Raw genomic sequence first — 13,834 nt, forward strand, 5'->3', positions numbered from 1 at the left:
AGTAGACAAGAGTTGATGATCATTTTTTAGAAGCAGAATGAAATATATTAAACATTTTTCCGAGATAGGGATAGCTGACATAGCCGTAGTAGGGGGTAAGAATGCTTCTATTGGTGAATTATACAGCTGCCTATCTACTCTGAATATTAAGGTTCCGGAAGGGTTTGCCACCACGGCTGATGCTTTCCGCCTTTTTATACACGAAAATCAGTTAGCATACCCGCTAAAACAGCTATTGGCAAAGCTGACTGTTCCCGATTACGATAATCTGGCGGAGGTAGGGAAGGCCTGCAGGGGATTGTTATTGACAGCTAATATCCCCGATGCAGTTCAGGAAGAGTTGCTAAGCGCATATCAAGCAATAAACACACCCGTTTTGGAGTCTGTTGCAGTAAGAAGCAGTGCTACTGCAGAAGATCTTCCCGAAGCCAGTTTTGCAGGATTGCACGAATCTTTTCTTAATATACACGGAGAACAGCCCCTTTTACAGGCAGTTGTAAAATGTTTTGCATCGCTTTACACGGACCGGGCGATCAAATACCGCATTGAAAATGGCTTCCCGCATGATAAGGTAGCATTATCTGTAGGCGTACAGAAGATGATTCGATCTGATAAATCCTGCTCCGGAGTTTGTTTTACGCTGGAACCGGAAACGGGCTTTTCGGATGTTGTGCATATTTCGGGTGTCTGGGGTCTTGGGGAAAATATGGTACAGGGAACAGTAACACCTGATGAATTTCTGGTATTTAAGCCAACGCTAAAAATGGGTAAATATGCCATTTTGCAAAAGGCTTTGGGAAGTAAAGAAAAATGGATGCGATTCAGTGAAGATATAGGTAGTACGGGGATTATAAATACTGATACTCCGGAAGACATGCAGAACAAGTTTATTCTGAACGATGAAGAGATACAGCAATTAGCTCGTTGGGCGGTGGTTATTGAAGACCATTATAAAAGGCCTATGGATATAGAGTGGGCCAGAGATGGGTTTACTAATGGGTTATTCATACTACAGGCAAGGCCTGAAACGGTCCACGGTAAAAAAAAGGAACCAGCTTTCAGCCTATTTCGGTTAAAAGGTACTTACCCCTGCGTTACCAAAGGTATGGCAGTAGGTAATAAGATTGTTTCCGGAACGGCCCGTATACTGAATACACCTTCAGAAGCAACACGGCTACAGCCCGGGGATATCCTGGTTACAGAGCTGACCAGCCCGGATTGGGATCCTTTCTTAAAAAAAGCTGGGGGTATAATTACTGACAAAGGTGGCCGTACCAGTCACGCATCTATTATTGCACGGGAAATGGGCACTCCTGCTGTAGTGGGTTGTGGAGATGCAACACAGAAAATTACAGATGGAATGCAAATAACTATTAGCTGTGCCGAAGGAAAAGAAGGATATGTTTACAGGGGGCGGGGAGAGTGGACGGAGGAAATGGTCAGACCTGGCAATATACAGATGCCAAATCGGGTAGCACCTATGTTGATCATAAGCGATCCGGATAAGGCATTTCTTTGGTCATTCTATCCTAATAAAGGAGTGGGACTGTTGCGCATGGAATTTATTATCAATAATGTTATCCGCATTCATCCTATGGCCCTGGTACAATATGGAACGTTACGGGATGTTACAGCTAAGAAGCAGATTGAGCGGTTGACCACAGGATATGAAGATAAACGGAAATATTTTATTGAGAAGCTGGCTCAGGCTGTAGCAACAATAGCTGCGGCCTTCTACCCAAAGGACGTGATTGTAAGAATGAGTGACTTTAAAACCAATGAGTATGCTCATTTGCTGGGAGGCGACGCGTTTGAGCCCAAGGAAGAGAACCCAATGCTGGGCTTTCGTGGGGCGTCACGGTACTATCACCCTTTGTACAGGGAGGGCTTTGGGCTGGAGTGTGCAGCAATGAAAAAGGTGAGAGACGAAATGGGATTGACCAATGTTAAGCTTATGATCCCGTTTTGCAGAACAACAGAAGAAGGAAAAAAGGTAATTGCTGTAATGAGGGAGGAGGGATTGATACAAGGAGAGAATGGATTGGAGGTGTACATGATGGCGGAAATTCCATCAAATATTCTGCTGGCTGCTGAATTTGCCAAAATCTTCGATGGTTTTTCGATCGGTTCCAATGATCTGACCCAGCTGATTTTAGGCGTAGACCGGGATTCGGGAATTATAGCCCCTCTGTTTTCCGAAAGAGATCCTGCGGCAATGAAGATGATTGCCGAGATGATATTTCAGGCAAATAAACAAGGAAAGAAAATAGGTCTTTGTGGTCAGCGACCCAGTGATGATCCGGGCTTCGCTGAGTTCCTGGTTGAAGCAGGCATTGATAGCATTTCTTTTAACGCGGATGCCTTATTAAGTGGTATCGCCAATATGGTACAGGCAGAACTAAAAATAAGGCCTTTACACTGACAGATACAGCAATGGTCATAAAGCTAGGTGATCCAGGTCATTGGATGATGACTGTTTGATCAACTACTTTTATAAGAGATCGAAGTTTATCACTATAAGCAAAATATCAAAAAGTAAATTTTAACTACAAAAAACAAAGGAGGATGTTATGTCTAAACAATCTTTAATCAGTTTGAAAGATGTTTTTCCTGGAGTTGTCGATGATTTTTTTACTCCATGGAGCGATTGGTTTCGAAGAAACAATTTTTTCAATCACGACACAGTACCAGCGCTGAACGTTTCTGATGAGAAAGACCGTTATAAGATAACGGTGGCTGCACCTGGATTGGAGAAGAGCGATTTTGACGTAGATGTGGATGATAATGTACTTACTATTAGCGCTAGTTCCGAAAAAGAACATGAAGAGAATGAAAAGAAGTATCGACGCAGGGAGTACAGCTACTCCAGCTTTTCCCGTACACTAACACTTCCCTCGGATGTAAAAACGGATGCAATCGAGGCACATTATGATAAAGGGATCCTTACCCTGGAATTGCCCAAAAATAAAGACGGCGAAGAACGGGTTGAAAAGAAAGTAGCGGTAAAATAGCAGCTAAGTCTGCCTTATCCAGTTGTAATTATTAAAGGGCGCATTTCGCGCCCTTTAAACTGCCCGAAGATGTAGGGCTATAAAAGCATGGGCCAGTTTCCGGCGGCAAATATAAAACAGCGTATTAAGACTGAAAGAGGGTTAGGATTCCATTTGAAAGTTGAGCTCAAATGTAGTTCCTGTATCCAATTGACTGTCACAGGTAATGGTGCCGTTTAACAGTTCAACATATTTGCTAACGATATGAAGCCCCAGGCCGGTTCCCTGAACATTCACTGCGTTCGCACCACGAAAAAATCGTTCAAACAAATGGTGCTGATCTTCCTGCGAGATCCCGATGCCTTTATCAGCGACTGATATTTTCAGGTTCTCTGGTGTTCGTGTACTTCGGAGTTCGATAACGCTATCTTCAGGTGAGAATTTTATCGCATTGGAAAGCAAGTTCATTAAAATGTGTTTCATCAGGGATGGATCCAGGTCAATTTGCAATGCTCCATTGTGTTGGTAGTGTATTTGCTGATTTTTTTTTAGTAATCCGTTCAACTCATTTGTGATCTGCTGTAAGTGTTGTTTTATATCGAATATACTACGCCGTAATTGAATTTTGCCTTCTTCGATCTTTCCTACAGAAAGAAAGTCATTTAATATATCTGTGAGCATATTTACAGAGGAAACAATACGCTGTATATGCTTGTCTCTGCGATGCTGGTCTTCCTTTTCGGCGTATTTAGATATCAGATAGGCTGATGAGAGTACTGTGCTAAGAGGTGTTCTAAATTCGTGGGAAGCAATGGACACAAATCTCGACTTTAACTCACTCAGTTCTTTCTCCTTTTGCAACGCAACAAGCAGGTCCGTTTCAGCTTTCTTTCGCTTGGAGATATCCATGGCGATCATTAGGTATCCTTCAATTTCTCCCTTAATGTTACGCATTGCGGTAAAAGTTTGAGAGACGGGGAAGTGCGTATCATCTTTTCTTTCATAATATACTTCTACTTCACTTGATATTCCACTATTGGCTTTCTCAAGCAAGCTGGATAAAGATATTTCTGTTTCGTTCAGGAAAATGGAAGGGGTCTTTTTACCGACCAATTCTGTACCACTATATTGCAATAGCCTTTCGGCAGCAGGGTTAATCATCCTGATAACGCTGGCATCATCTGTTACAATAATAATGGCTTCAGCATGGTTCCAGATGTTTTTTAGGAATATATTAATCCGGTTAAGTTCGGTATCCTTTGCTTCGGTTTCTGCTATGAGCGCTGCTAATTGTTTTACAGTGCTTTTAAGCGTCACCGTTCGTTCTTCGACCTTTTGTTCCAGTTCTTCGTTGAGTCGCTGCAAGGCCTGTTCTACTTCCTTTCTTTTAGAGATATCGCTTAAGAACGCAATCACATATTTACCCTGTTCTGTTTGGTAACTTCCCAGGCTGACTTCTACCGGGAATTCCGTTCCATTCTTTCGGATTGCATATAAATCCAGGCCCAATCCCATGGGCCTGTTTTTGGGGTGCTCATTATAGTGCTGTACATGAGTGACATGCCGTTCATGATAGCGTTCGGGAATCAATTTTTCAATTTTCTGCCCAAGCAATTCTTTTTCTGAATAGCCAAATTGTTTGAGAAGAAATGGGTTTACTAATACAATGACTCCTAGCTCATTTGCTACCATTATGCCTAATGATGCATTGGTGAAGAGGACGTCGAATCCAATGCCGGTATCCTTATTCATGACTGTTGATTTGGCAACTCAAAGGTAATGATTATTACTTGTTATTTTTTAACAATAATATTTTGATAATCAGCGAATTGCTTTCTGTTGGTTAAATGGTTGCTTAACCTGGGAATGTTGTTTTTTTATAATAAGCTATTAATCCTCTGCGAGACTCAAAACAATAATAATAATCAGCAAATAGTTAATCACTGTCATTTATTTGCCTCCCTTATCAGGTTTATATTTGTACCAGATTCAATTCAATTGCAGTCGGAAAGTAAGAATTTCAGATATAGCTGTATTAAAGGGCAGTAAACTGAATATTTTAAACGCAGAAAAAAAACTGTTAGCTTAACCGGGACACAACTGAATTGATTAAGTTTCCACAGAATAAACGTTGTAAAAGACCATAAACTGTGGTCATCGGTTTAAGGCAGGCTGAAAGCCTGCCTTTTTATGCAGAACTGAATTGGGAACGAATCTGGAAAGACCTCCTTGCACTGTTTTCTGCTCATAGGGAACCTCAATTTGCCATTGCTTTTTGCCATATTGTCAACGCTGGTACAAACCGGCCATTAAAAATTACATAGCAACGTTCATGATTTGAATTATATAGAGATTATACCTCTACGAAGCATATTCTTAACTATATAATGTGCATAGCTGGCAGCCATAGTCTGCGTGAGATCTCTGCTGAATGCTTTGGATTGCCCAGACCATAAAAGTGTTCCTGCAGACACTTGGTACAGATTGCTTTCTAACAAAACTTCTAAATTTATTATCATATATCCCGGATCTCTATAAGACTCCCATACCCTATAACAATAACCGTAAAATCTATGATAAAAATCAACCGGAGTATAATAACCATTACCTGGAACCCATCGATCATGCTCCTGACTGTCCAGCACTCTTACCGTCAATATGCCATCGAATTGTTTGGACAATAACGCCTCTCTCATCTTTGTAGAATCCTGTTGGGTCGCAAAATCAGGACCAAATTCATCAAGACTTGTCATTGCAGGTATAGAATTTGCCCACAACTCCCTCTTTATCTGATCTTCCTCCAGCTTTCTCTTTGGCAGATCCTGCCCGATAGCCACAACTAATATTTTGGAAAACTTTATTGCCCGACTATCCTTATCGCTCCAGGATGCTGTTAGACGAATTGAAGAGCCACAGGAAATGAATAAGCACTGACCAAAAAATAAAAACAGCAGGAAAAGTAATTTTGAGTTGATATTCTTCTTCATAACATCTGAGTTTTCAATATTTGCTACCAAGTTTTAATCCTTTGTTGAATGTTTCTATCAGACCGAACGCTATTGCATCACTTTTCGATGCCAATTAGAAAATGTCCATTATATACATTGTAAGATAGCGTGGACCCTGGTCAAGAAAAAATGAGCATTATCAATGAACCAGATGATTATATGTTTTTTAGTATAATGTTTCTGTAATCATAGAGATCGCTCTATTACCAATGACAATATGGCCATTCATTATGGAGGAAAAATGATGACAATTGCCGGAATTGTTGACCGTTGTCATTTTATTGGCCTATTCGGAGCGTTTATCTTTATACTAGATTCAATTCAATTGCAGTCGGAAAGTAAGGAGTTCAGATATATCTGTTTAAAGGGCAGTAAGCTGAATATTTTAAACGCAGAATAAAAACTGTTAACTTAACCAGGATACAACTGAATTGATTAGGTCACCACAGAATAAACGTTGTAAAAGACCATAAACTGTGGTCATCGGTTTAAGGCAGGCTGAAAAGCCTGCCTTTTGTTAATCAAATTGGATAACAGAACCTGGCATTTTAGTTGGGCTTCTGTGAATACCTTTTTTTTGCGCTTCAATATGCCCAGTGTGATTGCTTGTTGAAGTAGATTCCAGTTTCTCTTTTTTCCCGTATTAGGTGTGTGCAACAAATAAAGGATACTTCATTTCTTTCATTAATACATCAGCCATACTGGTCCGGAACCAACGGCTGACCGCGCTACGGCTATAAGCGCCTAAGGCTATAAATATCCCTTCTTTCTCCCGTTTCAGATAATTGATAATTTCCGTTTCAGGAGCTCCTTTCAGCGCAGTATATTGGGCCTTCGGGAAATGGCGTTTCAGGAATTCTTTAAGTAATTTATTGTCAGGAAAATGCAGTGTCTCGTCGTCTGCCTTTACTGTTAATACTGTCGTTGGCAATTGCTTCAAAGCGTCCAGTGTATAGCTAAGCATTTTGATAGCATGTACAGACGACGGCTCGCCATCATATAATAATATTACTTTGTTGATCGGCTTAAAGGAATGTGGTACCAGGATAACGGGGCAGTACACACCGCTTAGCAGGTCGCGGATAAACATACTCGGAATTTTTTCAGTGTATGACGTGAGGGTTTCTGTGCTGTCAATTAATAAAAGATCGGCAAAAATACTTTCATGCAATAACTCTTGTATGGCGACACATTTATTACGATGCAGCGAATAGGTTAGCGATGCATGCTGGCAGGCCTTTTCGAAATCAGACACAGACTGATCTCTCATCTTTTCGTCCTTCTGTTCGTATTTCTTTCGTTTTGCTTCAAATTCGCCGTCTTGCTTTAGCAATTCAGCTATTTTGTAACTGTGGTGCATAAAATCATCAAGGAAAACCCCGATTAAATGTGCATTGTTTTGTGTTGCAAGCTGGATGGCATAGTCTCTAACACTTTCCGAATATTTAAGGCCGTCAAATGCTACAATATATTTTTTCATGATGAGAAATTTTATTTTGCTTGAACAGTAAGGTTTCATCCTTTCTTCTCAAGGTTGTATACAAAGCTATATAGCCAATATTGCTTTCTTATTGAGGAAAATTAATATTTTGACTGATTGTGATCACAATTTGACCGGTGTTGGATAAAAAAATTACTGGAGTCTTTGGGCATCAGATATACGGGGCTTCAGGGGATGGTATCAGTGATGCAGGCGTATTAACGGAGTTCCGGCAGCTCATGGAATCAGAAATGATGACTGGTCGTTTTATTGGTTCTTCTTTCGGACTTTAATTATGGTGATGACCGTCACGATCCCGATCGACAGCAATCATAGATTTTCGGTATCATCTGATCTAATTTGGCCACAAAGAATCATACAATGAATACAAAGATCCAAACAGAATTTTTAATGAGCAAAATTATGGAATTAGATACTGCCCTGTTTCGGGATCAGAGTGACCAGGTGTTGCGATGCCCGACTTCCCTGATCAGAGTATTTGATTTTGATTTGCATGGGAATATATACTTTTTTATTGAAAGGCCTTATCTTGATATCAACGGTATGCGTGAACAATTTCCAGCTCAATTACATTTTCATAAAAAAGGCATACAATGGAGCATTGACCTTTGTGGAACCGCTTCTGTCGACTGCAGCGCGAACGTGGCCTCAAATAAAGTCCTGATAAAGTTTAGAACCTTACAGGCAAAGTGTTTCTACGCCCGGAAACATCATTCTTCAGCTATTTCCAATTTGTGGCAGCACGTGGGTTATTTGATAAAGAAACTTTACCAGGATGCCCCTGACTGTCTTGAAATGGCGCTGGAATAACCTATGATATCAATAAAACTTTCCCTGATTGCCGGGTTATATGCTCTTTAGTCAATTTAACAGATGTTAGCTGAATTGTTGATAATAATCATTGTAATCTGCTTGCTATATAGCGCAACTTTACTTGTATTCGATATCTCCGGAATTAGCATTAATTAGCCGGAAAGTTATTAGTGGTGGGATCGGGGTAGTGGTTGATAGTAATCTAGTTTTTTTAATTTATTTAAGTATCAGCAATGTTTCAGGAATTAAGCAGGAATCAGATTGAAAGTGTATTGCAGCATCGGGTTTTCGGCCATATCGGTTGTCACGCCAATGGTCTTACCTATGTTGTCCCTATTTGTTATGCCTATGCTCAAGGCTGCGTTTTTGGCCGAACGGCTGAAGGGCTAAAACTAAAAATAATGCGTGAAAATCCAGATGTATGCTTTCAGGTAGAGAATATTGAGACAATGGTGAAGTGGGAAAGCGTTGTTTGCTGGGGGAAATTTAAGGAGCTGAACTCAGCAGAGGACCGCCAGAACGCGATTCGTGTATTACAGGCACGGATTGCAGCCAAAGTGGGAAGCGACGACCTCCTGAAATCTTCCTACTGGCCGTTTGCTATTTCAGATTCTGATAAAGATGGTATCCTTTTTTGTATAGAACTGAAGCAAATGACAGGCCGTTGTGCCATTGGTACAAATGACCTGGGAACGCTGAAATGGAGATACCCGGATGCCAGGGAAAACTATATTGATTCTTTATAGATGGCTCTCACATTTCATCTATAACTGTAGACTACAAAAAATAATTCCGGCCTTAATATGGATAAGGCTGTAATGGTTTTCCGTAAATTTCCGGATCCACCTCAAAATATAAGGATGCCTGTTCTTAACGAGCCTTAACGACCATGTCGTATAGCTTCCAAAACAGGTCAATAAAGGCGTCTTTGATTATATGGCGGCCAAAAAACAAAACAGAACTAATAATAAAGGCGCTTGTTATAAAAGCCATTAACTTTTCTTTACTTATATACGGGTATGCTTCCATGATATAAACTGATTTGGATGAATGGATACCCAAAGCTATTGTCAGGATAACTGTAATACAATGAACCTGGTCATCGCAGATGCTGATAAAAGTTGTGATTTGTCATTGCTTTGTTTTTGGCAATAAAATTTTCAATTTTATTTTAACGAAATGATATTCGCTTTTGTCTGATAGTGCCGAGCCTTAATGATTTAAATCAGCAGCGATATTCTCTTATGTCATTTTAGTGTTGCTCGCATAATACGAAATTTGGTGAATTATATTTAAAAAATTTAAGAGCGATAGTAAACGGTTCGTAAAATTTATGAACCATGTTTTCAGCTTTATGGCCTACTCTAATTGACTATTTTCTTTCAAAACTTAATTTTCATCGATTATGAATTTACCAAGTACTATAAATGCAATGGTGCTATATCAGCAAGGTGAACCATTACAATATGCCACATTGCCTATGCCGCTGCCACAGGAAGGACAAGTGCTTGTTAAAGTATTAGCCTGCGGCGTATGCCGGACAGACCTGCATATTATTGACGGTGAGTTATTGCAGCCTAAATTGCCACTGGTGCCCGGTCATGAGATCGTCGGATATGTAGTAAGCGCCGGACCAAATGTCCGGCAACTAAAAGAAGGCGATTGGATCGGAGTTCCCTGGTTGGGCCATACATGCGGTGTATGCAGTTATTGCTGCAGTGGCCGTGAGAACCTTTGTGAGCATGCGATCTATACAGGGTATAATATAGACGGAGGGTATGCTTCTTATACTGTGGCCTGGGAGCAGTTTTGTTTCCCATTAACTGAAAGCTTTCATGACGCCGCCGCTGCACCACTTTTATGTGCCGGCCTGATTGGTTACCGGTCCTACCGGAAGGTGCCTGGCACAGCGCGTCGGATCGGGTTATATGGTTTTGGAGCGGCTGCCCACCTGCTGTTACAGCTGGCTATCTTTGAAGGAAAAGAAATATATGCCTTCACCCGTCCGGGCGATACCGACGGCCAGAGGTTTGCCCGCCAGGCCGGTGCAGTTTGGGCTGGAGATTCTTTACAGGATCCGCCGAAACCTTTAGATGCTGCAATTATCTTTGCTCCTCATGGTCCACTGGTCCCCAAGGCACTGGCTGATGTTGATAGGGGAGGAATTGTTGTATGTGGGGGAATCCATATGTCTGATATCCCTTCTTTCTCATACGATCTTTTATGGCAGGAACGCACAATTTGTTCGGTCGCCAATTTAAAACGAAGCGATGGGCGGGAGTACCTGGAACTTGCGCCTAAGGTTCCTGTAAAGGCTTCTGTTCAGCTTTTTGAGCTTCAGCGGGCTAATGATGCGCTTGATGCGCTCCGCAAGGGTAGCGTGCAAGGTGCTGCTGTATTGGTAATGCCACAGGATTAAGCCGACGTTGAGTTAGCCCTGGCTATGATCACAAATGATCAATCAGGGTGTCAGAAAGTGCAGTATGACTCCGTCATCGATCTCAAACATGCTGGTATACAACGTTTTCTGAATAACAATGACCTCAATCTTGTAAACCGATGATTTAAATTAGGATCATACGTGATAGCGAACATTACCTTTAAACAGATGCTGAAAAGATAAATAGAATAAGGCCGTTTGAAAGGAATAGAAATTTTATATGAAAGAAGACAGGAAATGGATCACCATTTTAACGGAACTTAAGATGGATAATGTTCAACTTAAGGATTGGCTTTCGAAAGCTATCAGCGGGCAAGTGTCTTCTGATTTTGTTGAGAAAGCTGAGTTATTTCAACAGCAGTTTATAGAAAAAGACCTGGTTATTGATTTGTTGCGAAGGGATATCGTAGTATTACGGGAAGAAACATCGGTTAATGAAATGACAGATGAGGATAAAGCACAATATAAGATGCTGGAAAAAGCTGTGAAACAGTTACAGGTCGAATTTCAAAAAATGAAATTGTCTTTTATTGCCTTTCTTAATAGAAGCGAGTTTAGTTGAACATGTCCTCCAGTTTGGGATAATTCAGAATTTTTATCTTGCTTCCTTGCAGACCAATTAGTTTTTCTTCTTTCAGTTCACTGAGCATACGGATCAGCGATTCTTTTGCTACGCCTGCTATTGCGGCCAGGTTTTCACGCGACAAATCGATATGAAAACTTTCATCGTTATCCTTGTTGTATTTTCTGTTGAGGGTGACCAGAGTATCTGCTACTTTTTTTCGTAATGAATTGTAAGCGACTGCAAGTAATTGTTCAGCTTTTTCATCAACATTACGAGCCAATATGCCCATAAACTTTTTCATCACGGTGGGATTACTGCCGAGCAATTCTTCAAATTCGGATCGGGGAATAATTGAGAGTTCTACTTCCTCCATAGCTTCAGCAGTTTCACGATAAGTTCTCCCTTCCATCAGGGGTAGATAGCCCAGGAAATCTCCTTCGGCGTATAGCCCGACAATAAGTTCTTTCCCATCATCGTTACGCTTAAAAGTTTTTACCTTTCCTTTTTGTATATAATATAAGCGGGAGGGGTGATTGCCCTCAGAATAAATAACCTGTTTCTTTTTATACCGGTTAATATTCCTGTCTTTTCTGAGTTCTTCCAGGTAATCTTTACCATAGGTAACAGTTATCAGCTCATTGACACCTTCCAGATTGCCCTGGAACGGCTGTTTTAGTCGTTCAATCTTTTTTAAACGCATTTCGATCGCATTCAACAATTCTGTACTATCAAACGGTTTCGTGATATAATCATCTGCTCCGGATTCCATTCCCTTGCGGATTTCATTCCTTTCGGATTTTGCGGTAAGAAATATGAACGGAACGCTTTGCAGTTGGGGGTGTTTCTGCACCATATGCAGCACGCCATAACCGTCCAGCACCGGCATCATAATATCGCAGAGAATGAGATTAGGTTGCTCCCTGATGGCGGTATCAACACCGTCTTTCCCGTTTGGAGCCGTAAATACTTCATAACCTGCAAGCTCCAGAATTTCGGTCATGTTTTCTCTTATTTCTGGATTGTCTTCGATAAGCAATATTCTTGTCATTGTGCTAAGTGTTCTTAATGTAAGAAAAATACCAAAGGCAACTGATGATAATTCCAAATAGCAATTTCCAAAATTGGCTGATCCAAATCCTGACTCCAAAAGCGATCAAATGTGGTTGTCTGGCCGACATTCAAGAGGAAATTATTGTCAGGGGAGTGTCAATGTATTAATATGAACTGACCTGCTAACCGTACCTTTAAATATCCTTTGGTTTAACAAATATACCAATAAATTGATGGGTTAATTTATATTTCCTTTATATTTGATAAATGCGATTTTATTTGTTATAAAATAATTTAAAATGTTGATTATCATTTTATTATAAAAAATGACAGAAACTATAAATACACCGGTGGAGTAGTAAATGCCGGGCACTTCCAGCATCCGGTTTTTAATGCCTCAAACAGCATTCCGTGATAGGCTGCTGCTCGATTACCGGACTTCGATCTCATCAATTACGTTGGTTACTCCTGGCGAACACCATGCCGCGTTTTCAATCAGCGTTCGCTCCTGCCAGGTCCCAACGGATCCTTTTAGAATGACTTTTCTACCAGAGATGTCGATGTCTATTTTACTGGATTTAATATCGGCATTCCGGGTCATTGCTTTTTTAATTTGATCTTTCACCAATGCTTTACTAATTGCAGGTTTAACGGATAGTAAATTATAAACTTCTTTGACTCCAAGCAACGGTTTGATCGTGTTGTATGCTTCTTGTTTTTGGTATTGCCACTCAACACCCCCTTCCAGCGTTACATAACCGTTTTCCACTTTAACCTTAATTTTGTCCTGCGGTATCAGGCTGTTCCAACGGAAAGCGTTGATGATGGCTTCGCCTATTTCTGTATCATTGCTGTTGTCGCTGGCCGAGATTTCAACAGAAATGTTTATTGCGACGGCCTTTACGTTTTTAACTCTTTTGGCGACAGATTCTGCTTTCCATTTCTTTATGTACTTATCAACATGTCCACTCAGCGTTACGACTCCATTCGTTACTGCAACACCGATTTCTTCGGCATTAAGGATGGGTTCCCACTGAAGGGCTGCTATTACATCCTGCTGAATTGTTTTATCTGATTTCATTCTATTGCTATTTATAGTTAGAAAATATAGTTGTCTTCAGATCCGGGCATTTTGACGTTTTAGGCAGGTAAATGGAAAGGGCACCTTCATCCAAATGAGCAGCAATCATGCTTTGTTTTACTTCGCGTGGTAAAATGATGGAACAAGAGAAGTCACAATGGTCTTTTTTCTTTGAAACCGGATCCTTTTGCACTATCTGCTTCCTGTCATTTAATATTTTAATGATAAGCTCATCGCGGATTGTCTTAAGCAAAAAATCATTTTTGTGAATACCGGGCGCTGCGACGGTGATTTTGTAAAGATCTTTTTCGTCAGAAACTTTTAATGCCGGTACCGTCGTTTGCTCAATAAAGCCGTTCATTCTTAACCAGGCTGTCCATGGAAGA

At 40.7% G+C, this 13,834-nt stretch carries 12 protein-coding genes; 6 read left to right on the plus strand and 6 right to left on the minus strand.

Features of this window, described 5'->3' with window-relative positions:
* Positions 1-37 precede the first annotated feature (37 nt).
* Positions 38-2,422, plus strand: coding sequence for a phosphoenolpyruvate synthase (ppsA, locus tag K7B07_RS22070; protein ID WP_223712708.1), 2,385 nt, complete (start codon positions 38-40; stop codon positions 2,420-2,422).
* A gap of 148 nt (positions 2,423-2,570) precedes the next feature.
* On the plus strand, positions 2,571-3,011 hold the full coding sequence (locus tag K7B07_RS22075) for an Hsp20/alpha crystallin family protein (protein WP_223712709.1): 441 nt from the start codon (positions 2,571-2,573) through the stop codon (positions 3,009-3,011).
* A gap of 141 nt (positions 3,012-3,152) precedes the next feature.
* Here the strand turns inward: K7B07_RS22075 and K7B07_RS22080 are convergent, their stop codons facing one another.
* The 3 genes from K7B07_RS22080 to K7B07_RS22090 form a co-directional block, all read right to left on the minus strand.
* Positions 3,153-4,742 carry a sensor histidine kinase gene (locus K7B07_RS22080; RefSeq protein ID WP_223712710.1) on the minus strand — a complete coding sequence of 530 codons (1,590 nt, stop codon included), beginning with the start codon at positions 4,740-4,742 and terminating at the stop codon, positions 3,153-3,155.
* A 590-nt stretch (positions 4,743-5,332) separates the two neighbouring features.
* Positions 5,333-5,977: a hypothetical protein gene (locus K7B07_RS22085; RefSeq protein ID WP_223712711.1), complete on the minus strand. Its 645-nt coding sequence runs from the start codon at positions 5,975-5,977 to the stop codon at positions 5,333-5,335.
* Between the two features lie 664 nt (positions 5,978-6,641).
* On the minus strand, positions 6,642-7,478 hold the full coding sequence (locus K7B07_RS22090) for a universal stress protein (protein WP_223712712.1): 837 nt from the start codon (positions 7,476-7,478) through the stop codon (positions 6,642-6,644).
* 381 nt (positions 7,479-7,859) lie between these two features.
* On the opposite strand from K7B07_RS22090, the gene K7B07_RS22095 reads away from it, so the two are divergent.
* The 4 genes from K7B07_RS22095 to K7B07_RS22110 all read left to right on the plus strand — a co-directional run bounded on the left by K7B07_RS22095 (position 7,860) and on the right by K7B07_RS22110 (position 11,314).
* Positions 7,860-8,309, plus strand: a complete 450-nt coding sequence (locus K7B07_RS22095) for a hypothetical protein (RefSeq protein ID WP_223712713.1) — start codon at positions 7,860-7,862, stop codon at positions 8,307-8,309.
* Between the two features lie 236 nt (positions 8,310-8,545).
* Positions 8,546-9,058 (plus strand): pyridoxamine 5'-phosphate oxidase family protein, encoded by a 513-nt coding sequence (locus K7B07_RS22100; RefSeq protein ID WP_223712714.1) that lies wholly within the window; start codon positions 8,546-8,548, stop codon positions 9,056-9,058.
* 659 nt (positions 9,059-9,717) lie between these two features.
* Entirely contained in the window at positions 9,718-10,731 is a 1,014-nt protein-coding gene (locus K7B07_RS22105) for a zinc-dependent alcohol dehydrogenase family protein (RefSeq protein ID WP_223712715.1), read from the plus strand.
* Positions 10,732-10,972: 241 nt separating this feature from the next.
* On the plus strand, positions 10,973-11,314 hold the full coding sequence (locus tag K7B07_RS22110) for a hypothetical protein (RefSeq protein ID WP_223712716.1): 342 nt from the start codon (positions 10,973-10,975) through the stop codon (positions 11,312-11,314).
* Here K7B07_RS22110 and K7B07_RS22115 read toward each other — a convergent pair.
* The 3 genes from K7B07_RS22115 to K7B07_RS22125 all read right to left on the minus strand — a co-directional run bounded on the left by K7B07_RS22115 (position 11,307) and on the right by K7B07_RS22125 (position 13,809).
* A complete protein-coding gene (locus tag K7B07_RS22115) occupies positions 11,307-12,365 on the minus strand; it encodes a response regulator (RefSeq protein WP_223712717.1) in 1,059 nt (352 codons plus the stop codon). The genes K7B07_RS22110 and K7B07_RS22115 overlap by 8 nt on opposite strands.
* A 432-nt stretch (positions 12,366-12,797) precedes the next feature.
* Entirely contained in the window at positions 12,798-13,448 is a 651-nt protein-coding gene (locus K7B07_RS22120; protein ID WP_223712718.1) for a BON domain-containing protein, read from the minus strand.
* A 7-nt stretch (positions 13,449-13,455) separates the two neighbouring features.
* A complete protein-coding gene (locus K7B07_RS22125; RefSeq protein ID WP_223712719.1) occupies positions 13,456-13,809 on the minus strand; it encodes an Hsp20/alpha crystallin family protein in 354 nt (117 codons plus the stop codon).
* Positions 13,810-13,834: the final 25 nt, after the last annotated feature.

It is taken from the genome of Niabella beijingensis (assembly GCF_020034665.1).
In the GTDB taxonomy this organism is placed as follows: Bacteria; Bacteroidota; Bacteroidia; order Chitinophagales; family Chitinophagaceae; genus Niabella; species Niabella beijingensis.

What these genes read in the sequence shown, in the direction of transcription:
- ppsA (WP_223712708.1), top strand. Translation starts at nt 38, where the DNA reads ATGAAATATATTAAACATTTTTCCGAGATAGGGATAGCTGACATAGCC.
- K7B07_RS22075 (WP_223712709.1), top strand. Translation starts at nt 2,571, where the DNA reads ATGTCTAAACAATCTTTAATCAGTTTGAAAGATGTTTTTCCTGGAGTT.
- K7B07_RS22080 (WP_223712710.1), bottom strand. Translation starts at nt 4,742, where the DNA reads ATGAATAAGGATACCGGCATTGGATTCGACGTCCTCTTCACCAATGCA.
- K7B07_RS22085 (WP_223712711.1), bottom strand. Translation starts at nt 5,977, where the DNA reads ATGAAGAAGAATATCAACTCAAAATTACTTTTCCTGCTGTTTTTATTT.
- K7B07_RS22090 (WP_223712712.1), bottom strand. Translation starts at nt 7,478, where the DNA reads ATGAAAAAATATATTGTAGCATTTGACGGCCTTAAATATTCGGAAAGT.
- K7B07_RS22095 (WP_223712713.1), top strand. Translation starts at nt 7,860, where the DNA reads ATGAATACAAAGATCCAAACAGAATTTTTAATGAGCAAAATTATGGAA.
- K7B07_RS22100 (WP_223712714.1), top strand. Translation starts at nt 8,546, where the DNA reads ATGTTTCAGGAATTAAGCAGGAATCAGATTGAAAGTGTATTGCAGCAT.
- K7B07_RS22105 (WP_223712715.1), top strand. Translation starts at nt 9,718, where the DNA reads ATGAATTTACCAAGTACTATAAATGCAATGGTGCTATATCAGCAAGGT.
- K7B07_RS22110 (WP_223712716.1), top strand. Translation starts at nt 10,973, where the DNA reads ATGAAAGAAGACAGGAAATGGATCACCATTTTAACGGAACTTAAGATG.
- K7B07_RS22115 (WP_223712717.1), bottom strand. Translation starts at nt 12,365, where the DNA reads ATGACAAGAATATTGCTTATCGAAGACAATCCAGAAATAAGAGAAAAC.
- K7B07_RS22120 (WP_223712718.1), bottom strand. Translation starts at nt 13,448, where the DNA reads ATGAAATCAGATAAAACAATTCAGCAGGATGTAATAGCAGCCCTTCAG.
- K7B07_RS22125 (WP_223712719.1), bottom strand. Translation starts at nt 13,809, where the DNA reads ATGAACGGCTTTATTGAGCAAACGACGGTACCGGCATTAAAAGTTTCT.